Annotated in this window: 16 protein-coding genes; 8 read left to right on the top strand and 8 right to left on the bottom strand. The window is 61.7% G+C overall.

Features of this window, described 5'->3' with window-relative positions:
- A partial coding sequence (locus tag GZ093_RS14260; protein ID WP_296486973.1) for an ABC transporter permease occupies positions 1-1169 on the top strand: 1169 nt, incomplete at its 5' end.
- An 87-nt stretch (positions 1170-1256) separates the two neighbouring features.
- Here GZ093_RS14260 and miaB read toward each other — a convergent pair.
- From miaB to rodA, 6 genes are all read right to left on the bottom strand, one after another.
- Entirely contained in the window at positions 1257-2600 is a 1344-nt protein-coding gene (gene miaB / locus GZ093_RS14255; protein ID WP_296486971.1) for a tRNA (N6-isopentenyl adenosine(37)-C2)-methylthiotransferase MiaB, read from the bottom strand.
- Between the two features lie 136 nt (positions 2601-2736).
- Positions 2737-3111, bottom strand: coding sequence for a hypothetical protein (locus tag GZ093_RS14250; RefSeq protein WP_296486969.1), 375 nt, complete (start codon positions 3109-3111; stop codon positions 2737-2739).
- Positions 3112-3291: 180 nt separating this feature from the next.
- Positions 3292-4431, bottom strand: a complete 1140-nt coding sequence (locus GZ093_RS14245; protein ID WP_296486967.1) for a 3-deoxy-7-phosphoheptulonate synthase — start codon at positions 4429-4431, stop codon at positions 3292-3294.
- Between the two features lie 194 nt (positions 4432-4625).
- Entirely contained in the window at positions 4626-6113 is a 1488-nt protein-coding gene (locus GZ093_RS14240; RefSeq protein ID WP_296486965.1) for a hypothetical protein, read from the bottom strand.
- A gap of 50 nt (positions 6114-6163) precedes the next feature.
- Entirely contained in the window at positions 6164-7636 is a 1473-nt protein-coding gene (tldD, locus tag GZ093_RS14235) for a metalloprotease TldD (RefSeq protein WP_296486962.1), read from the bottom strand.
- Between the two features lie 144 nt (positions 7637-7780).
- Positions 7781-8935, bottom strand: coding sequence for a rod shape-determining protein RodA (rodA, locus tag GZ093_RS14230; RefSeq protein ID WP_296486960.1), 1155 nt, complete (start codon positions 8933-8935; stop codon positions 7781-7783).
- Positions 8936-9117: 182 nt separating this feature from the next.
- Between rodA and GZ093_RS14225 the strand changes: the two genes are divergently transcribed.
- Positions 9118-11394, top strand: a complete 2277-nt coding sequence (locus GZ093_RS14225) for a hypothetical protein (protein WP_296486959.1) — start codon at positions 9118-9120, stop codon at positions 11392-11394.
- Positions 11395-11471: 77 nt separating this feature from the next.
- Positions 11472-12629 (top strand): hypothetical protein, encoded by a 1158-nt coding sequence (locus GZ093_RS14220; protein WP_296486956.1) that lies wholly within the window; start codon positions 11472-11474, stop codon positions 12627-12629.
- A gap of 160 nt (positions 12630-12789) precedes the next feature.
- Here GZ093_RS14220 and GZ093_RS14215 read toward each other — a convergent pair whose 3' ends face one another.
- Both GZ093_RS14215 and GZ093_RS14210 read right to left on the bottom strand, forming a co-directional pair.
- Positions 12790-14652: a histidine kinase gene (locus tag GZ093_RS14215; protein WP_296486955.1), complete on the bottom strand. Its 1863-nt coding sequence runs from the start codon at positions 14650-14652 to the stop codon at positions 12790-12792.
- 87 nt (positions 14653-14739) lie between these two features.
- Positions 14740-15465 (bottom strand): response regulator transcription factor, encoded by a 726-nt coding sequence (locus GZ093_RS14210; protein WP_296486975.1) that lies wholly within the window; start codon positions 15463-15465, stop codon positions 14740-14742.
- A 189-nt stretch (positions 15466-15654) separates the two neighbouring features.
- Here GZ093_RS14210 and GZ093_RS14205 point away from each other — a divergent pair, with 189 nt between their 5' ends.
- The 5 genes from GZ093_RS14205 to aroE form a co-directional block, all read left to right on the top strand.
- A complete protein-coding gene (locus GZ093_RS14205; protein ID WP_296486953.1) occupies positions 15655-17493 on the top strand; it encodes a hypothetical protein in 1839 nt (612 codons plus the stop codon).
- Between the two features lie 77 nt (positions 17494-17570).
- Positions 17571-18185 carry a YqiA/YcfP family alpha/beta fold hydrolase gene (locus GZ093_RS14200; protein ID WP_296486952.1) on the top strand — a complete coding sequence of 205 codons (615 nt, stop codon included), beginning with the start codon at positions 17571-17573 and terminating at the stop codon, positions 18183-18185.
- A 55-nt stretch (positions 18186-18240) separates the two neighbouring features.
- Entirely contained in the window at positions 18241-20427 is a 2187-nt protein-coding gene (locus tag GZ093_RS14195) for an RNB domain-containing ribonuclease (protein ID WP_296486951.1), read from the top strand.
- On the top strand, positions 20424-21281 hold the full coding sequence (locus GZ093_RS14190) for a TonB family protein (RefSeq protein WP_296486949.1): 858 nt from the start codon (positions 20424-20426) through the stop codon (positions 21279-21281). The genes GZ093_RS14195 and GZ093_RS14190 overlap by 4 nt, the downstream gene beginning before the upstream one ends.
- Before the next feature lie 39 nt (positions 21282-21320).
- Positions 21321-22110, top strand: a 790-nt coding sequence (gene aroE, locus GZ093_RS14185) for a shikimate dehydrogenase (protein WP_296486947.1), incomplete at its 3' end; no start/stop codon positions are given.

Genomic DNA, 22110 nt, shown 5'->3' with positions numbered 1-22110 from the left:
TGGCCTCGCTCAGTCTGGCGGTGGCGCTGACGGTGATGGTGGCGAGCTTTCGGGAATCGGTAACAGTGTGGCTGGACCGCATACTGCCCGCTGACCTGTATGTGCGCAGCGCCCGAACCTTGAGCGCGAGCGACACCGTGTACTTCACGCCTGAGTTTGTGCGCGCCGTGGGCCGCTTGGCAGGGGTGCAGAAGCTGCAAACGCAGCGCCTGGTGTCGCTCAAGCTGGACCCGGCGCAGCCGCCGGTGGCGTTGATCGCGCGCGACCTGGCGGACCCCGCGCGCAGCCTGCCGCTGGTGGGCGAGGCTTTGGCGGTGCCAGCCGGGCAGATTGGCATCTATGTGAGCGAGGCGATGGTCGATCTGCAGGGCGCCCGACCGGGCACGGTTTTCCCCCCACTCTCTACATCATTTAAGGCTCTAGCCCCCGCCGACAGGTCGCAAGCAGCTACATTTTTTGTAGCTGGCGTGTGGCGCGACTACGCGCGCCAGAGCGGCGCCATCGCCATCGACCAGCGCGTGTTCGAGCGTCTCACCGGCGACCGGCGCGCCAACGACCTGGCGCTCTGGCTCGACAAGCCGGACGAGGCCGAGGCGGTGCAGCAGGCGGTGCGGGCGCTGGCCGATCAAGGCCTTGCAGCGACCCATGGCCAAGGGCTTGGCACCACTGATCAGGCCACTGCCGGCAGCAACGCCAGCGAGTTGCTCGAATTTGGTACCGCCAGCCAGATTCGCGCGACTTCGCTGCGCATTTTTGACCGCAGTTTTGCCGTGACCTACTGGCTGCAGGCGGTGGCGATAGCGATCGGCCTGTTCGGTGTCGCTGCGAGCTTCAGCGCCCAGGTGCTGTCACGGCGCAAGGAGTTCGGCCTGCTGGCACACCTGGGGCTCACGCGCCGCCAGATTCTGCAATTGGTCGCGCTGGAGGGCAGCGCCTGGACCAGCGTGGGCGCGATCGCTGGGCTCGGCCTGGGCCTCGCGGTGTCGGTGGTGCTGGTGCATGTGGTGAACCCGCAAAGCTTTCACTGGACCATGGAACTGATGCTGCCGTGGGGCCGCCTGCTGCTCTTGTGCTTGGCCGTGGTGCTGGCGGGCACCGTCACCGCCTGGCTGGCCGGCCGCGCGGCCGCGGGCAAGGACGCGGTGCTGGCGGTGAAGGAAGACTGGTAAAGCGCTGATGAAATCTGCTTGCGCCAGCCTGCGCCCAGCAGCAAAACGGCCAGCACGATCAGGCCCTCAGGCCCATCAGACAAGCGATCAGGCCGGCAACACGGCGTCTTGTGTCACCACGTCGCCGCGCAGCGTGAAGGTGCGCGTCTCGGTAATAGTCACATCGACCATCTGCCCGACCAGGCGCGGCTGACCGACAAAATTAACGACCCGGTTGCACTCGGTGCGCCCCATCAATTCGGTGGCGTCGCGCTTGGATGCGCCTTCCACCAGAATGCGCTGCACGGTGCCCAAGCGGCTCTCGCTGATGCGCTTGATGCTGTCATTGATGACCGTCTGCAAATGCTGCAAGCGGCGCAGTTTGACCTCATGCGGCGTGTCGTCATGCAGATTGGCCGCTGGCGTGCCGGGGCGCGGGCTGAAGATGAAGCTGAAGCTGTTGTCAAAACCGACGTCGTCGATCAGCTTCATCATCTTGTTGAAATCGTCTTCGGTCTCCCCTGGAAAACCGACGATGAAATCGCTGCTCATGGCCATGTCGGGGCGGATCGCGCGCAGCTTGCGCACCGTGCTTTTGTATTCCATGGCGGTGTAACCGCGCTTCATGGCCATCAGGATGCAGTCCGAGCCATGCTGCACCGGCAGGTGCAGGTGACTGACCAGCTTGGGCAGCTTGTCGTAAGCGGCAATCAGCGAGGGCGTGAACTCGTTGGGGTGGCTGGTGACATAACGGATGCGCTCGATGCCGGGCATGTCCGACACGTATTCCAGCAGCGTGGCAAAGTCGGCCACCTCAGACGTGTCGCCCATCGGTGCGCGCCAGGCGTTGACGTTTTGCCCCAGCAGGGTGATTTCTTTCACGCCCTGATCCGCCAGACCTGCCACTTCCACCAGCACGTCTTCAAACGGGCGGCTCACTTCCTCACCGCGGGTGTAGGGCACCACGCAGTAGCTGCAGTATTTGGAGCAGCCTTCCATGATACTCACGAACGCGCTGGCACCTTCCACGCGGGCGGGCGGCAGGTGGTCAAACTTTTCAATCTCGGGAAAGCTGATGTCCACTTGCGAGCGATTCAGCCGCGCGCGCTCGGCCAGCAGTTGCGGCAGGCGGTGCAGGGTTTGCGGGCCGAACACGACATCGACATAAGGCGCGCGCTCGATGATGGCGGCACCTTCCTGGCTGGCGACGCAGCCGCCGACACCAATCAGCGCCCCTTTTTTCTTCAGGTGCTTGACGCGACCCAGGTCGGAGAACACTTTTTCTTGCGCTTTTTCACGCACCGAGCAGGTGTTGAACAAAATCAGGTCGGCTTCTTCGACGTTGTCGGTCGGCTCGTAGCCGTCGGCCGCGCCGAGTACATCGCTCATCTTGTCCGAGTCGTACTCGTTCATCTGGCAGCCATAGGTTTTGATGAAGACTTTTTTGCTCATGGGGGAACTCACTGAATTGATATCAATTAAATAGCTGCTCACGCCCTATTGAAGGGGGCCAGAGCCTGATTTGTTATAAATTATCGGGAAAATCGCAAGCACGCCGTGGTGCCCGCGCGCCGCGCGTCCAACGGGGCTATTGCCGGGGAAACTTGGGCAACTGGTCAAACGGCGTCTTGCCGTCGTCCGTCTTGGGCTTGTCAGCGTCCGAGCCAAAGACAAAGTTGATCACCGTCTCCATGCCAGAGCGCTCTTGTGCCGCTTCTTCGGGGCTCAGAATCCAGGCCTCGTGAATCAGACCCTGCGCGTCCTGCCGGTAGTTGACCAGCACACTGCGGCCCACCAGGGTGCTTGAGAGCACCAGCAGGTTATTGACGCCCTTGATGCGCGCGCCCGGTGAGAGCCGCGCCGCCTTGCCGTTGATCAGCACCTCGGGCGGGTTGCTGACCACCAGCATGCCGCGCTGGGCGCTGGCGGGAAACTGGCGCACGCCGGTTTGCGCCGTGGCCACGTTGACGCTCAGGGCAGACGCACTGAGCAGTACGAGGCAAAGCCTCTTAAGAAAGAGGTGGGGTCTTAGAGTCAGGCAGCGGTTCATGGTGTTTGTCCAGAGGCTGAAATGGCGCTGGCGGGATGCCAGCGACGTGGCGCAAGTGTAAATGACGCACCTGTGTCCGGCCCCCATGCGCCCTTACCCCGCCCGCCGCGCCTTGACTGCCGCCGCCAACACGTCCAGCAATTTGACCGAGTCGTCCCAGCCCAGACAGGCATCGGTGATGCTCTTGCCGTATTCCAGCTTGGATAAATCATCCTTGCCCGGCGTGAACTTCTGGGCGCCGGCGTTCAAGTGGCTTTCCACCATCACGCCAAACACGCTCGTGGACCCGCTGGCCAATTGCGAGGCAATGTCGCGCGCCACCTCAAGCTGCTTCTCATGCTGCTTGCTGCTGTTGGCGTGGCTGCAGTCGACCATCAAGGTCGCCGGCAATTTGGCTTTTTCGAGGTCTTTGCACGCCGCAGCCACGCTGGCGGCGTCATAGTTGGGGGCCTTGCCACCGCGCAGAATCACGTGGCAATCCTTGTTGCCTTTGGTTTGCACGATCGCCACCTGGCCATTCTTGTGCACCGATAAGAAGTGGTGCGCCCCGGCGGCAGCCTGAATCGCGTCGGTGGCGATCCGGATGTTGCCATCGGTGCCGTTCTTGAAGCCGATCGGCGCCGACAGGCCCGAGGCCAGTTCGCGGTGCACCTGGCTCTCAGTGGTACGCGCGCCGATTGCGCCCCAGGAGATCAAATCGCCCAGGTACTGGGGCGAGATCACATCCAAAAACTCGCTGCCGGCCGGCAAGCCCAGGCGGTTGATTTCGATCAGCAACTGGCGCGCGATGCGCAGGCCTTCGTCGATGCGGAAGGTCTCATCCAGATACGGGTCGTTGATCAGCCCTTTCCAGCCGACGGTGGTACGGGGCTTCTCAAAATAGACGCGCATCACAATTTCCAGCGTATCCGCGTATTTTTCGCGCTGCACCTGCAACTGGCGCGCATAGTCCAGCGCGGCGGCCGGGTTATGGATGGAACACGGGCCAATCACTACCAGCAAGCGGTCATCCTTGCCCGCCATGATGTTGTGGATACGCCGGCGGGTGCTGCTGATCAGCGACTCCACGGCCGTTCCCTGAATCGGGAAAAACCGGATCAAATGTTCGGGGGGCGGTAACACGGTGATGTCCTTGATGCGTTCGTTGTCGGTTTGACCGGTGCGGTCGGTGGCGTTGGCGACAGCGTTCGCATACCAGGCATCGGTGCTGGCCGCAATGGATTTGGCATTCATGGGCATTTCCTCAGTTCATCAAAAAAAAGTCATAAAAAAACCGCCGGGGTGGCCGGCGGTTTTTGGAAGATCGGGACGTTTGATTCAGGTACGTTCAGAACTCTCTACCGCCGCAGGCGCTTGAGAACCAAAAGTAGCCAAAGAAAAAACAGAACGATTTCATGGCTTCACTTTAGCATAGTCGAGGCAGCGGCTCATTTCTGAATGAAGCCGTTGAATTGATAGGCCACCGACAAGCCCGCCACGTTGGCTTGGAGATCGCCACGCAGGGCCTGAATGCGCCCGGCCGTGGCCAGCACCGAGACTTGCTTTGTCCAGCGGTAGCCGATGGAACCATTGACTTGCCCCACCAGTCCGCCGCCGGCCGCGAGACCGCCGCCGCCGGCCGCTCCCACCAGGGCTTCGCCCTCGGCAAACCAGCGCCGCGACAACTGCCCTTGCACACCGACCCCCACCTGCCCGGTCATGTAGGCCCCCGCCTCGCCGGCATAGGCGGCCAGCCCCTGACCCGTGACAAACCACTGCGGCGACACAAAATAGTCAAGCTGCACACCCAGGTTGCTCACCGCCTGATCGACATAGCGGTTGCGCCACTGGGGTGACGCCTTGAAATAAGTCTGGTTTGCCACTCGCACGCGCAGGTTTTCTGCGTCAAAGCCACCCAGAGCGGACCAGGCGACAGGCGGCGCAGAAACCGCAGGCAAACCAAACTGGTAGCTCAACTTGAGGGCCGCGCTTTGCGCCCTGAAACTGCTTGAGGGCGCACGCACTTCGCCAAGCGAGAACTCCAGCGAGGTCCGCTCGCTCAGGTTTTGCTGCAGCGCAACCCCCGCGTCCAACAGCAGACCGCCCCCGGTGTCTGCACCGCTGCCGCCAGCGGGGCCCCCCGCGACATGCAGCTTGATCGCCCTGCCGCGCCAGAGCGGCATGCGGTAGCCAGCGCCGGCCAGGATTTGCATGTAGCCACTGCTCTGGCCACCCATGGCGCCTTCCGACTCCAGCTTGATGAACCAGTGAGGGTCCAGGTAAGACAGCCATTCCACGCCGACCAACTGCATGCTGCTGTGTTGTGGCTTGCCATCGTCGCGCAGCGCGCCGGCTGGAAATTTGTAAGCTCGGGCGAGCAGCGCAAATTCATTGTGGCGGGACGACACACTGGCCGCATCGGCAGTGCTGGGACGGGAAGGGTTGTCCCAACCCGGACTCAACAGACTGTAGAACGGATATTCGTAGCGCAGATAGGGCTGCGTGCTGCGAATCACACCCGACGGAAACTGCACATGGCTCACGCCGAAGGCAAAATTACCGACGTTTGGCACTTCGTAGGTCAAACCCGCGTCGCCCCGCAGCATCAAACCACCACCCGTCAAGGCGCTGGTGCCACCACGCCCGCCGCCGGCGCCAACAAACAAACCGGTGTGAGCCAGCCAGTTTGGACTGAGCCGCTGGCGAAACTCACCCGCCAGGCCCAGCGTGATGAAACCGCCGCGGTCGCCACGCACGGCGCCGTAACTGCCCACCCCCAGTCGCAGCCGGTCACTCACATCAACCATGAGGTCGCCGCCGACCATGCCCATTTTTTCGCCGCCCGGCAGAGCCAGCGTTTCAGAGGTCACACGCCAAGTCGTGGCGGTCGGTTTCAGTCCGGCAGCGGGTGCGCCAGGGCCCTGGGCATAGCTCATGGCAGACCAGTACAAGCCACCAGCGCACAGGCTGGCCACCCACAGGTTCTTCAGGCGGTCCCGCCGACGGTGAGACCATCAATGCGCAAGGTCGGCTGCCCCACGCCCACCGGCACGCTCTGGCCTTCTTTGCCGCAGGTGCCAACGCCGCTGTCGAGCTTCAGGTCGTTGCCGATCATGCTGACACGCTTGAGTGCATCCGGGCCGCTGCCGACAATGGTGGCGCCCTTGACGGGGTACAGAATCTTGCCGTTTTCCACCCAATACGCTTCGCTGGCTGAGAACACAAACTTGCCCGAGGTAATGTCGACCTGGCCGCCGCCAAAATTGGTGGCGTACAGACCCTTCTTGATGCTGGCCACAATCTCATCAGGGGACTTGTCGCCGGCGAGCATGTAGGTATTGGTCATGCGCGGGATCGGCACATGGGCGTAGCTCTCGCGCCGGCCGTTGCCGGTCGGGGCCACCCCCATCAAACGCGCGTTCATCGCGTCCTGGATATAACCCTTGAGAATGCCATCTTCAATCAGCACGTTGCGCGCGCTGGTGTTGCCTTCATCATCGACATTGAGCGAACCGCGGCGATCGGCGATGGTGCCGTCATCCAACACCGTCACGCCTTTGGCGGCCACCCGCTGGCCAACCCGACCACTGAAGGCGCTGGAACCCTTGCGGTTGAAATCGCCCTCCAACCCGTGGCCAATCGCCTCGTGCAACAAGATGCCAGGCCAACCCGGGCCAAGCACCACGGTCATCTCACCGGCCGGCGCCGGGCGGGCTTCCAGGTTGACCAGCGCGGCCTTGACTGCCTCATCCACGTATTGCGTGATCTGCGCCTCGTCAAAATAAGCCAGCCCGAAGCGCCCACCGCCACCGGCCGATCCCATTTCACGACGCTTCTTGCTGCCGACGCCCTGCTCGGCAATTACCGTCACCGACAATCGCACCAGGGGGCGCACATCGGCCGCCAGCGTGCCGTCGGCACGAGCGACCAGCACCACGTCGTATTCGCTCGCCACGCCGGCCATGACCTGCGCCACGCGCGGGTCCTTGGCACGGGCCAGTTGCTCGACGCGCTCCAGCAACTTGACCTTGGCCGCGCTGTCGAGCGTGGTGATCGGGTCCAGGCCGGGGTACAAGGAACGCCCAAGAGCTATCTTTTTAGTAGCCACTCGCGCCCGCCCCTTCTGGGCTAGAGCCGAAATTGATCTCACAGTACGGGCCGCATCCAGCAACGACGCCTCGGAGATATCGTCCGAATACGCAAAGGCTGTCTTCTCGCCGCTGACCGCGCGCACACCCACGCCCTGGTCGATACTGAAGGAGCCGGTCTTGACAATGCCCTCCTCTAGGCTCCAGCCCTCAGAGCGCGTGTACTGGAAATACAGGTCGGCCTCGTCGACTTGATGCGCCTTGATTTCTTTCAAGGCGCGGGCCAAGTGGGATTCGTCCAGCCCAAAGGGCGTGAGCAGCAGGGACTTGGCAATGGCTAAGCGTTCGAGAGTGGGTTCGCGAGAAATCATGATCAGATTCTAGTTAGTTGAGGACAGCGCTTGCGGACAGCCAACATCCGACGATCAGTTGGGGACAGAGCTGGCCCACAACGCGCGAGCTGCGGTCTATCCCGCAAGGTTTTTGGTTGGGGCCACGGTCTGTCCCGCAAGGGATCAGGATTGCACCAGCCGCTTGGACTTGGCAATTGACATCAAAATCCCCAGCGCCATACCCAGCGTCACCATGGCGGTGCCGCCGTAGCTGATGAAGGGCAGCGGCACGCCCACCACCGGCAAGATGCCGCTGACCATGCCCATGTTGACGAAAGCGTAGGTAAAAAAGATCAGCGTGATGCTGCCGGCCAGCAGCCTGGAAAACAGCGTCGGTGCCTCCAGGGCGATCATCAGGCCGCGCAGGATCAAAAACACAAAGCCGACAATCAGCAGAAAATTGCCGATCAGTCCGAATTCTTCAGAAAATGAAGCAAAAATAAAGTCGGTGGTGCGCTCGGGAATAAACTCCAGATGTGTCTGCGTGCCCTGCATGAAGCCTTTGCCCCAGAAGCCGCCCGAACCAATGGCAATCATGCCTTGAATGATGTGAAAGCCCTTGCCCAGCGGATCACGCGACGGGTCCAGCAGCGTGCAGATGCGCTGCTGCTGATAGTCGTGCAATACTGGCCAACGCATGCCGTCGGCGCACAACTGGGGCTCGAAACCCACCAAAAGACCCACCCCCAGCACGCCCAGCAGCAGCGGCGGCACAATCCATCTCCAAGACAAGCCGGCAAAAAAGATGACCGACATGCCGGCCGACAGCACCAGCAAGCCGGTGCCCAGGTCAGGCTGTTTGACGATCAAGGCCATCGGCAGGGCCAGCAGCACCAAGGCCACCGCAAAGTCCGGGGGCCGCAACTGCCCTTCGCGCTTCTGGAACCACCAGGCCAGCATCAAGGGCACGGCAATTTTGAGGATTTCACTGGGCTGGATGACGACGCCCACGTTCAGCCAGCGCTGCGCACCCTTCTTGGTGATGCCAAAAACCGCGACCGCAATCAGCAGGGCGACCCCCAGCAGGTACAGCGGCAGCGCCAGCGCCATCAACCGCTGCGGCGGAATCTGCGCCACCACAAACATGATGGCGCCCGCCAGCAGCATGTTGCGGCCATGGTCTTCAAAGCGGCTGCCCTGGTCGAAACCGACTGAATACATCGTCAGCAAGCCGGCGCCGACCAGCAAAAAGACGGCAAACGCCAGCGGGCCATCAAAGCCGCGAAACCAGGGCGTGATGCGCCGCCAGGGGTGAGTTGTTCCAAATTGATCTGCCATGGGCGGATTATCTCGTGACTGGGTATGGCGGCGTTGGCTTGCGCGGGCACGCGCCCGCGCACTGCGCACTGCGCCTGGGCGAGAAGCCACACCTCCCGTGTCGGATATGATTTGCAGCGCAGGTCACAAACAGTAACAACATTTACGGATTCGCCTGCTTCTTAAACAAATCAAGGGTTTTCATGAAAATAACGATAAGAGGTCTGTCTCTGGCTCTTGCCAGCGTCGGCATGTTGACAATTTACGGCTGCGGTGGCGGTAGTAGCGGCGATACGCCACCAACCGTCACATCAATGACCGTGGCCCCGTCGCTTGGCAAGTTCAGCAAGGGAACTTCGGTCAAACTCAAGAGGATCGACCTCACCCAGCTGGCGAGTGGGTCAATTGGTGACGATGGCAAAGCCATCCTCACCTTTACCGGCTACGCCGGACCCATCGTGGTCGAAGTGCTGGGCGGTGCTGATGTGCAGTATTACGACGAAGGAACAAAGGCTTTGGCGACTTTTGGCGCCGGCAAAACGCTGCGTGCCGTTGCACCTGCGGCTCAAGCAGTTGTCGGCGTCACTGCATTGACCAATGCGGCCGTAGTCAAGCTGGAAGCGGCTACTGGCGGGATTGCGGTTGCAACGGTCATCAATATCAATGATGCCAATGCGAAAGTTGGATCAGCCCTTGGCATGGGTACCAGCAGCATTCTGGATGCGCCGACTCTGGTAGATATAGCCACCGGCAAAACACTGGACGTGGCAACAGTAGGCGATAAATATGCCTTGGTACTAGCAGCCTTGGCCAAGATCGCAACCGGCACAAGTACCGCAGTGGATGTGGCTGATGCGCTGGCCAGGGATCTGAAGGACGACCAGCTTGATGGGTTAGACAGCACAAGTACTGCTCCAACGACCGCCATTGCCAATGCCCCGACCAACGCAGCATTGATCAGCAACTACACGGCAGCGGCGGCTGACTTGGCCACGGCTACGACGGTAGCACCTCTCGTTCCCAATCCCAATGTTTCAACGATAACAGCGAGCTACCTGTCCGATCTGGGCCTCGCCAAAGCGATGTTTGCCGAGCTGCGCACCACGCTGAACTCGTTTTCCAACGGCAGCACCGGCTTTTTGGACACCCAGGCCACGCGCATGAATGCCGACCTGAACGCCAACGTAGCACCAGAACTCGCCAAGGTGGCCAGTCGTGTTGGCACGCTGGCCATGGCCATGGCTATGTTTGAGGATGGCAAGGCGTACACAAGCAACAATACGTTCGGCCTGATGCCAACGACCGATGGCTCCGCCTTGGTTCGCCAAAGCGGCTCTCCAGACGCTGCCTGGTATGGCTACGGCTCTTTTGATTACTGCCGGACGGACTCGGCCACGGGCGTGGCCAGCAAAGTAACTTGTTCCCACTTCGGACAGGATTCCGCGGATAGGTCCGACCCAACGAACCCCAAATTTAAGTATATTGTTTATGAACTGACGGGCACAGCCAGTAACCAATACAACTACACAGCCACCCGGTACAACCGATCTGTAGCCGAAAATGCCTATGGTGGAATCGCTGCACTGGGTACGCCAACCTTGGCGTCTGTACCCGCAGGCAACGGCACCCTGACCAAAACCGTCAGCGGCACCACCATGACCGGGCTCACCATCAATGGCACCCTGCCACCGTCGGCCACCAATGCCAGCAACACGCTGTCTACCGGCGTGGACACGATTGCCATTTCTGCTGCGCGTAGCGCACTGACCGCGGCCAATAACTTCCGCTATGCGCTGTCGGGTTCGGTCGCCACGACCAACCTGGCAGACGCCAGCAAGGTTGTGACGCTGTCGCTGGACAACGGCAGTTATTTCGACTCGGATGAAACCGCTTCGGCTACGGGTGGCACCAAAGTGCTCGCAGTCAAGCTGGTCGGTACGGCCAAGACGACTGCGACCAAATTCACCGGCACGCTCGATGTTGGCGCGTTCTCCAACAATGCCGACGGGTTTGATTACTCGCCGACCAGCATTGTGTTCAATGGCAGCATCAGCGACACCTCCACCGGCGGCGCCGGGGAAATGCTGACCGGCAAACTGGAAGCGGCAGTGGCTGATTACAAGCTGTACCATTCCACACAACCCCAGTCCGGCACCAACTACCAGAAGGCCACGGTGACCTTCACCGGCACGGTGCAAGCGCCTAGCCGGCCCGCGCTGAAACTGGTGGTGGCGGCTGTCAAAACGGGTATTGCGACATCGAATATCACCGTCGATTACAGCTACGGCACCGTCAAGATCACGGGCTCTGGTGCCACGAGCGCGACTGGCAACACCCTGACCCTGAGCAATCAGGACGGTGTTCAGGTGGTGCTCAACAGCCAAAGCGCGGGGACGGTGACCAAGTCTGGTGCCACGCTGGCAACCATAGGCAATGGCATGGTCAACTACACCGACGGTGTGAGTGAATCACTGAATTGATCGGTTAGCTTTCTGTTTCGCTAAATCCGGCGGTGCATCACCGCCGGATTTTTTTTGAGTGTTGAATGATGGTCAAAATGAAAAATATCAGTCTACTGGGCTTGCTCTGCGCTTTGTCTCCCTTGCTCGGCAGCGCGGAGGGTTTACTGGCGATAGATAACCCGGCAAAGAACGGCCAGCAGCGTCAAGCCTTTGCCACCGTCGAGGCCTTCGAGGGCAACGACCAAGTGGCGATGCGCCAGTATGGTGGCGACTGGCAGGGCACCTACTCGCCGCGCACCGGCACCAATATCGGCTTGCTGGCCGCCCGCGCCGAGGCTGGCGTGCAATGGGCGGGCTACCGAGTTGGCGCGCTGTACCGCGCTGAAGCCCTGGTGCAAGCCAACCGGGATACCTCCGACCTGGTACAGCAGTACAGCACCCGCAGTGGCTACGCTACTGGGCGGACCTATGCGCTCGATTACCAGATCAAGGGCTTCGAGGCGGCGGGCGTACACGTCAGCAAGAGTTTTCAGCGCCAGTTGGGAAACCAGTGGCAGCTGGATGGGGGGCTGGGGCTGTCTTACCTGCGTGGCAAACGCGTCAAACTGGAGACCGGCGCAGGCCAAGTCGTGACGCTCAATACCAAGGATTTCAATGCCAACGCGAGTCGGGACAGCAGCAGTAGCGACTTGAACGTGACCGACTTCGCCCAATTTAACGCGCCGTCCGGGCGGCCGGCGGCGCCTTCAGGTGACGGCTATGCGGTGGATGCAGGCGTCGTGCTGCGCCATCAAGCCAGCGGGGCGAGTTTTGAGCTGGCAGTGGCCGATCTGGCGGGGCGGCTGAACTGGAAAGACTTGCCCAACAACGTCACAAACTACAGCAACGCAAATAAATATTACGACGCCAACGGCTACGTCCAGTTCAATCCAATGGCAACAAGAACCAGCAGTTACCAGAATCTAAGCCAAACCCTTGAACCAAAACTATTGCTGGCGGCCAACTACCCTATCGGCAGTTTTGAGTTGCAAGGCGCGGCCAGCTATACACAGGGCTACTGGTTGCCACAAGCCGGACTGAGTTACCGCATTAACCCACAGTGGGGCGTGAAGGCAGATTTCGATTTCCGGTTCAGCACAGTCGGACTCGCACTTGAGCACTCATGGTTTTACCTTGACTTGCGCATGAACGGTTCGAACGCGGACACAGCCAACGCCTATGGCTTGAGCGCCGGAATAAGTATCCCCTTGTAGCCACCCCACCTCGGCTGTCGCAACAACAAGTTGTCATCAAACTTGGCGTTGGATGTCCAGATCAGGTCACCACTGGCTTGCGCTTCTCTGGCACCAGCGCCTTGAGGCTCGTCCACAGGAGCGGTGTTTCAAATGCGACGGACAGAGGCGAAGGGTTGGACTATTCGATCGTGATCTCCAGCACGGTTCTCCCGGGAGCGCTAGTTAGTTTCAAAGCGGCGTCAATGGCGTGTGCCCGCTCCTGCATTGACAACAAGCCCCTGCTCTTGGCTCGCGAGACATCAAAACCTCGTCCGTTGTCAATAATCTGAAGTCGCACCCCGTTGCCCGCGGCACTCAAAGGAGATGCCGCGATTTGCAGAACACTGGCCTGCGCATGTTGCAGCACGTTGGACAGCGCCTCAAACAACATGAATTGAAGTTGCCGCATGGCGCTGGCATCGAGTCGGATGACCGTTTCCAATAACTCGACATTCCACAGCCATGAAATGTTGCAGGCCAGAAAGCGTGGCTCCAGCCGATAGCGCGTATTGGCCAGCAAGGCATTGATGTCGCCGGGCGGCAAATTCATGGCGTCAATTGACAGTTTGAGCTGGTCCAGCGCATCGCGCAGGGTGTGCAGCACCTCCCCCGAACTCGCCCGGCCGGACGCCATCTGCCGGATGGCGGTGCTGATGTGCGAGCCCACGCCATCGTGCATGTCGCGCAGGATGCGGCTGCGCTCGGCGCCGCGCTCCTGCTCGCGCGCGAGCTGCTCCAGGCGCTGGTAGCTCTGCGCCAGCTCTTGCTCCTTGTGCGCCACACGCGCCAGCAGGTTGGCGTTGAGGTCACGCGCCTGCGCACTGGCTGCGCGAAACCGCATGATGACAATGCAGCCCAGCGTCACCCCAAACAGCACCGAGCTGTAACGCATCAGCGTATTGCCGCCATAGCCCTGACTGATCCGAAACACGTACAGGTCACGCAAGCCCACCAGCGTATTCCAAAGCAAGACAAGCGCCACCAACCGATGCGCCAAGGACGCACCGCGCGCCGCCTGCCAGATAAACAGGGACGAAAAAATCAGCGCGGTCAGCCCCAGGGCCGCATACAAAAGCGTCATCGCCAGGGGGAAACCGCCCACAAGAGCCGCCGCGCCAGCGGCAACGCTCGCCGCCAGCAGCAGGCCGAACCAGCGGCGCAACCAGATCGCGGCCGTCAGCCGGCCCCAGCCGGCGACTTCAACGCAAAACAGCATCATGCTGCTCACCCACACCGTTGCCGCCAAAAGCCCGACGATGCCCCACCAGGGCCAGGCAATGGGTGAGTGCGCCACCAGGGTATCGCCGATTCTGAGCGTCCATGACAGCTCAGCCAGGGCGGCAAACAGATACAGGGGATCGCGCTTGAGCCACCCGGACGCACTGACGTCCACCTGCGTGGCCCACAGCGCCAGTGCCACCACCCCGATCAACAGACTGAAGATCACCACGGCCAGCGAACCGGTGATACGCCAGTCGTAGTCATGTTGATAGAGTGCCTGCACCTGCGCCCGCGGGCCCAAGGTCAAGGGCGCAAGTCCGCCGCGGCGACCCACGTCAGCGCGGATATGGACGCGAAAGACGTTATGCGTGCGCAGCAGGCTGGGGACAATCTCGATCAAGCGGGGGGCCTTGGCGTAATCCGCACCGTTGCCATGGGGCAAATCACCCTTGGCCTGCAGTAGCGTGCCGTTCAGCCAGATTTCATAAACATTTCCCAGCCGCGGCAGATACAAAGCATAGGGCTCGGTCGGCACCGTCAACAGCTCGAACGGCAGCTCAAAGGTCGCAACACCGGCCAGACCCGGGTGTTGGCGGTCCCAGTGGTAGGGCAGGCTGACCGCTCGCTGCCGCGTCTGGCCGTTGACCGTGACGCTCGCGTGTGCTGCGCGCAGATCCAGCGTTGGGGCGGGTGTCTGCGCTGGCGCCTGCGCCGCGGCGCACGCCAGCCCCAGCCCGAAAGCCCAGCAAAGCAAACACCGCAGAGCGCGCCGAATGGTCATGGATCGGCGCATCTTAGCGAGGCCCTGGTGGACGCGGCGAGCGCGCCTCGTTCAAGACTTGCCTGAGCGGGCCTTGCACCGGCCGCTTCACCCCGGCGACGACAACAGCCCCATGCGCGTGGCCTCAAACACCGCTTCGTTTTTGGAGTGCACGGAGAGCTTCCCGTAGAGGTTCTTGATATGCGTCTGCACCGTGTGCACGCTCAGGGCCTGCAAGCGCGCAATCTCGGCGTAGGAAAATCCGCGCGCGATCAAGCCCAGCACATCCTGCTCGCGTGGCGACAGCAAGCCGCGCGACGCAGCGCCCTCAGTCGCACCAAGCGCTTTATTTTTCATAGCGGACTGTGCAGTAGATACGGGGGCTAGAGCCCAATTTTCCTTATAAAAGAGATACTTTGACAGCACCCGCCGGGCGATCATGGGCGAAATCGGCGAAGCGCCCGCGCGCATGTCCAAAATGGTTTGGGCGATGTCCTCGGGCGTCGAATCCTTGTGGATGTAGCCCAGAGCACCGGCCTCAATACTGGCCAGCACGTTGTCTTCATCGCCGAACATCGAAATCACCAACGGCTCGCAATGCGGATGCAGCCGTTTGGCGTGGCGGATCACCGCCAGGCCGCTGCCATCTGGCAGACCCAGGTCGGTCAACAACACATCCAGCGTGTTGCTGTCGTCATCCAGCCAGGCGGTCGCCTCGGCCACGGTGCCGCAACTGGCGGCCAGCGCCAGCTCGGCGCAGCGTGACACGCTGGCCGCGAAAAATTCCCGCATCTGCGGATCGTCCTCAACCACCAGTACTCGCCACACTTGCATTGCCCCGCCGTATTTGTATTTGATTCTGTGGTGAGCATAGCCGTCGCCGTCGGAGTTGGCCATATCGACTCATCCCATATCCATGGGATGGCGCCATTTCACCAGCCCGGCAACACTCATGACGCAAGTCAATTTCTGCCGTACTGGGTTTCTGGCTCGCATGCTTTCCAAACACTTCAAGAGGTTTTTATGAAAATCACACTCAAACGACTGGTGCTTGGCCTCGCCAGCGCGGGCATCTTGACAATTTATGGCTGCGGCGGCGGAGACGCCGCTCCAGAGATCGTCACAAATACAGAAAATACAACCATTTCTGGCACCGCCGCAGCAGGCCTGCCGCTGGTTGGCAGCGTCACGGTCAAAGACGCCAAGGGCGTGTCGCGAACCACTCCCATTGTGGCCAACGGCGCCTATTCGGTGGACGTCACCGGGCTGACGGCCCCCTTCCTGTTCCGGGCTGAAGGCAACGTGGGCGGGCGCAATTACATCATTCACTCGGCAGCCAGCGCAGCCGACGCCAACGGCACCATCAACATCACGCCGCTGACAGATCTGATCGTCGCCAACATTGCCGGCGAACTGGCGGAAAACTATTTCAACGGCGGCAACTTCAGCGGCATGACAAAGGCGGAACTGGATGCGGAAACCGCAAGCCTGAAGGCCAAGCTCTTGCCTGTGCTGACAGCGATGGGCGTTGATTCCAGCATTGACCTGCTGCGCACCGGTTTTACCCCGCTGTCCAGCGCGTTGGACAAGGCACTGGATGTGATCAGCGTCAGCGTGGATCCGGCCACCGACGTGGCGACAATTACCAATCTGGTCACGCAGCAACAAATCACCGACAACCTGAAAACCAAGGCCGCAGCCGAAACCGCCGCCACACCGATGGTGGGCGAGGGGATGAACACGGCCGCTGATGACCTCACCCTGATTCGCAAGGCACTGAGCGACTTCTCAGCCAAGTTCGCCAGCGGACTGCCTGCCCCTGGCGAGCTGCTCCCATTGATGCATGACACGTCCGACCTTCCGTTCCGCAACGCCGACCAAAACGCTACCCAGTTCAGTAACCAGATTGCGGCCGACAATTTTCTGGTGGGGGTCAGCTTCACCGATGTGGTGATCCGCCGGATGAACTACCCCAGCACCGCGAGCGCGCCCGCGGACCTCTATCCCAGGGCCTATGTGGAGTTCACCGTCAGAAACAAGGATGGCATCGCCATCGACCACGTCAAAAACATTCAAATCGCCAAGGGTGCGGATGGTGCATGGCGTCTGCGCGGCGACAACCGGCGGCTGGACACCTACAGTCATGCACACATCGTCAAGGACGCACTTTCAGGCTGCGTCAGTACCGGGCTGGAGTTCGGCTTCGAGGACCCCAACACCGGCAACAACGGCTCCGGAATCAAGTACATGATGGTGACCGGGCCGGGACTCCCCGCGCCAGGCCTGAAGTACGTTCGCTCGGCCATTGGCGACCACTTCACCATCAAGAATGTGAGCAGTCAAACGGGGCGCTACTACGTGCTGGCGTCCAACTGCACTGGCAATGCGAATGCTGGCTTGACGGACAGCGCCATCGCAGCCATTCCCGACGACGCCGTCTACACTCTCACGGCATTTGACAGCGCCGATGCGCCCACACTGGTCAACGGCGAGGCACTTGTGTACAAGGACCGCATCACGCGTCGTCCGCTGACACTGGCCGAAGCTCAAGCCGCGGCTTTCCCCACCATCACCGCGCCGACGGCCACTGCTCTGAGCACCTACAACGGGGGTGACCTGACCATCGCCGCCACCGGCATCAACCTTTCGGGTGCTTGGGTGTACCTGGGGCTGACTGACTCCGCGGACTCTGTCAACAGCGTAGATACAGATGTCAACGCTACTGCAGCAGGCAGTATCTCGACGACACTCAGTCTTGGCGCGATCAGCGGCGTCAAAAGGCGTGAAATCCGCGTCGAGACGACGGATGCCTATTGGCGCAACATGATGACCGTGCTGAACGACTTCAGCGCGACACCTTGACATTGATTCGCTGATTCGCTGATTCGCCAAAATGCCCCGCCCCCGCGGGGCTTTTTTTCGCCCCTATCATCCGGTTCATGCCCACGCCCCAGCCCACGCCCCAGCCCACACCCACCACCCACCTGCTCTACCTGCACGGTTTTCGCTCCTCGCCGCAATCGGCCAAGGCGCGCCTGCTGGCGCAGCACATGGCCACGCAGCACCCCGCTGTGCACTGGTGGTGCCCGCAGTTGCCGCCCTCACCGCGCGAAGCGGTGACGCTGTTGCTGCAGGGCAGCAAAGACTGGCCGCGCGCGTCGATGGCGGTGGTCGGCTCCTCGCTGGGGGGCTTCTATGCCACTTGGCTCGCCGAACAATCGGGCTGCCAGGCGGTACTGCTGAACCCGGCGGTGAACCCGGCACGGGACCTGGAAAAATACATTGGCGAGCAAACCTGCTGGCAGGACCCCCAGGAGCGCTTCTTCTTCAAGCCTGAGTTTGTGCAGGAGTTGCGCGACTTGACCTGCGGGCCACTGACGCGACCCGAACGCTATCTGGCCATCATTGCCAAGGGCGATGAACTGCTGGACTGGCGCGAGTCCCATGGCCGCTACGCGGGCGCCCAGCTCCGCCTGCTGGAAGGCAGCGACCACGGCATCACGGACTTTGACCTGCAGCTGCCGCCGATGATGGAATTCTTGGGCCTCCAGTGAGCCGAAGAACGGGGTCGCCACAGCGACTCCCTGTTTTGCTGGGACAATGCCGCCTATGTTTTTACTCTTTGAAGAAGCCGGAAAATTTATGGCCGGTCGGGTGCTGTCTGAGGCAGAGACCTCTGCGCAGGTGGAATTGGACAGCGGCAAGCGGGTCAAGGTAAAAGCCGCCAACTTCTTGATCAAATTCGAGAAACCGACGCCGGCGCAGTTTGTGCTGGAGGCGCAGGCGCTGAGCCAGACGATCGAACTGGAGATGGCCTGGGAGTTCGCGCCGGACGAAGAATTCGGTTTTGCCGACCTGGCGCGCGACTATTTTTCACTGCAAGCCACCTTAAGCGAACAAGCCGGCATGCTGGTGCGCCTGTTCGAGGCGCCGCATTACTTTCGCCGCGCCGGCAAGGGGCGCTTTCGCAAGGCGCCAGCCGACATCATCGCGCTGGCGCTGGCAGGGATCGAGAAGAAGAAGCTGATCGCGCAGCAGACCGAGCAGTGGGTGGCCGAGTTGAGCCAGGGACTGTGCCCGCAACCGATCCGCGACCAGCTCTACAAAATCCTGTTCAAGCCCGACAAGAACGCACCCGAGTACAAGGCCGTGGTCGAGGCCTCGCGCGCCACCCATCTGGGGCCGCTGGAGCTCTTGATCAAAGCCGGCGCCATTGATTCACCCTACCAGTTCCACTGGAAGCGCTTCCTGCTGGAGAACTTCCCCAAGGGCACGGGCTTTGCCAAGGTCGACGCCCCGCTCATCAAGGACGAATTACCCCTGTCTACGGCGCGCGCGTTCTCCATTGATGACTCGGCCACCACCGAGATTGACGATGCGCTGTCGGTGCAGGGCCTGGGCAGCGGCACCGTGCGCCTGGGCATCCACATTGCGGCGCCCGGCCTGGCATTCCAGCCCGGCAGCGCTATTGACCAACTGGGCCGCAACCGCCTGTCCACCGTCTACATGCCGGGCCACAAGATCACCATGCTGCCCGACGAGGTGGTGCAGAACTACACCTTGACGGAGGGGCGCGACTGCCCGGCGGTGTCGCTGTATGTCACGCTGGACGAAGCCACGCTGGAGATCAAGAGCACCGAGACCCAGCTGGAGCGGGTGCACATTGGCGCCAACCTGCGGCATGACCAGTTAGATGCCATCGTCACCACCGAGTGGCTGGAAAACCCTGATTTTTTACATCAAATCGACCCCCAGCCCTTACAGAATAAGCGTGAGCAGCTCTCATTTTTATACCGTCTGGCGAATGACCTGAAAGCCAAACGCGAAGTGGTGCGCGGCAAACCCGAGAACTTCAACCGGCCCGATTACAACTTCAAGCTGATCGCCGCCGGGCCGCCCCAAGGCGATCAAGCCCCCTCGGGGGGCAGCGAAGCACACGCAGTGGCGAGCGTGGGGGCAACCTACTTCGGAAATGACGGTGCTGAGCCCACCGGCAACGAAGAGGTTCAGATCAGCACGCGCCAGCGCGGCGCGCCGCTGGATTTGATCGTCTCCGAGGCCATGATTCTGGCCAACAGCACCTGGGGCAGCTGGATGGCCGAGCTGGGGGTTCCCGGCATTTACCGCAGCCAGGCCTCGATGCTGCCGGGTGTGAAGGTGCGCATGGGCACGCGCGCCCTGCCGCATGCCGGCCTGGGTGTCAAAAGCTACGCTTGGAGCAGCTCGCCGCTACGCCGTTACACCGACCTGGTGAACCAGTGGCAAATCATTGCCTGCGCGCGTCACGGCAAGACCGCCGCGCTGGTGGCGCCGTTCAAGCCCAAAGATGCCGAGCTGTTCTCGATCATTTCCAGCTTTGATGCCGCTTACTTCGCCTACAACGATTATCAGCGCGCCATTGAGCGTTTCTGGACGCTGAAATACGTGCAGCAACAGGGCATCACCGAGATTGAGGCCACGCTGTTCAAGGACAACCTGGTGCGCGCCGACGAGCTGCCGCTGGTGCTGCCGGTCATGGGTGCGCAGGGCTTGCCGCGTGGCGCCCGCGTGCGCGTCAAGCTCGGCGATATCGACGAGGTGTCGCTGGACATTCATGGCACGGTGATCGAGCGGATCGATGTGGCGGCCGAGGCCGGCGCAGTGCCTGCCGAGGGCGACGAAGCGGGTTACGAAGACGATGACAGCCTGGTGGCCGGCCCGATCGCGATTGCCGTTGACCTGAGCGAGCCGGCCGCCGACAACCTTGAAAACGGCAGCAACCCGGCCCCAACCGCCGCCGACCACCCTGCCCCGTGAAGCTGTCCGCCTTCAGCCCGCTGCAACTGGCGCTTGGCGCCTCAATTGCCGTCCACGCGGCGCTCTTGACGGTGCGCTTTGTGGACCCGGAGGCCTTCAACCGCGTGTTCGAGGACACGCCGTTGGAAGTCATTTTGGTGAATTCCCATACCCAGGAGCGCCCCGAGAAGGCACGCGCGATTGCCCAAGCCAACATGGCCGGTGGCGGCGACGCCGAGCGCGGCCGCGCCACCAGCCCGCTGCCACCGGCGCTGATCTCCGAACTGGGGGACGACGCCGAAGAACAAGCGCAGCGCCAGGTACAGGACCTGCAGGAACAACAAACGCTGCTGCTGGCCCAGGTCAAGCACTTGCTGGCGGCCCTGCCACCCGCTGATCCGCGCCAGGCCAGCACCTCGCCCGAGCGCGCCGAGCGCGAACAGAAACGCCGCCAGCTGATCAAGCTGCTGGCCGAGATTGAGCGGCGTATCAACCAGGAAAATGCCCGCCCCAAAAAACGCTACATCAGCCCAGCCACGCGCGAGGCGGTGTACGCCATCTATTACGACCACCTGCGCCGCGCCATCGAAGACAAGGGCACGCAGAACTTCCCCGAACTGGCGGGCAAGAAGCTGTATGGCGAGCTGGTGATGTCGGTCACCGTGAACTTTGACGGGCAGATTCTGACCACCCGGATCGAGCAAAGCTCGGGCAACCGCACGCTGGACCGGCGCGCCGAAGCCATTACCCGCAGTGCGGCACCGTTTGGCCCATTTTCTGCCGCCATGCGGCGCCGAGCCGACCAGATCGTGGTGATCTCAGCCTTCAAGTTCACGCGCGAAGAAACGCTGGAAACGCGGCTCACGTCCCAATAAATCCCAATCAACTCACTCCACAGGTCAAACAAGTCAACGATGTCGCCCGATCTTTACTGCGTCATGGGCAACCCGATCGCCCACAGCCGCTCACCCTGGATTCATGCCCGTTTTGCCGAACTGACCGGCCAAGCCCTGCACTACGGCAAGCGCCACATTGAACTGGGCGGCTTTGCGCAGGCGGTGAAGACTTTCATCGCCGAGGGCGGGCGCGGCTGCAACGTCACGGTACCGTTCAAGTTTGAAGCCGCCGCGCTGGCCACCCAGACCAGCGAACGCGCTCTATTGGCGCAGGCGGCCAATACCCTGAGCTTCAGTGCGGGTGAAATCCTGGCAGACAACACCGATGGCGCCGGGCTGGTCGACGACATCCAACAGGGCGCCGAGCTGGACCTGCAGGGCCGCCGTGTGCTCCTGATCGGTGCTGGGGGTGCCGCGGCGGGCGTGCTCGGGCCCCTGATCCTGGCGCACCCGGCCAGCATCACCGTGGCGAACCGCACGCTTGACAAAGCCGACGCGCTGGTCCAACGTCATTCGGCGTTGGCTGCGCTACAAAATACAGAGCTGCTCGCGCACGGCCTGCAAGGGCTTGAGGGCAAATTTGACGTGGTCATCAACGCCAGCACCAGCAGCCTGGGCGGCGCCGCGGTGCCGGTACCTGGCAGCACCCTCAAACCCGGCGCCCTCGCTTACGACATGATGTACGGCCCCCCCGCGCAGGGCTTTTTGACCTGGGCGCGTGAACACGGCGCGCTGGGCCGTGACGGCCTGGGCATGCTGGTAAGCCAAGCGGCCGAGGCCTTTTTGATCTGGCGCGGCGTGCGCCCGC

This window comes from Rhodoferax sp. (genome assembly GCF_010365055.1).
Taxonomy (GTDB): domain Bacteria; phylum Pseudomonadota; class Gammaproteobacteria; order Burkholderiales; family Burkholderiaceae_C; genus Rhodoferax.
This window is presented reverse-complemented; position numbering and strand designations above follow the sequence as displayed.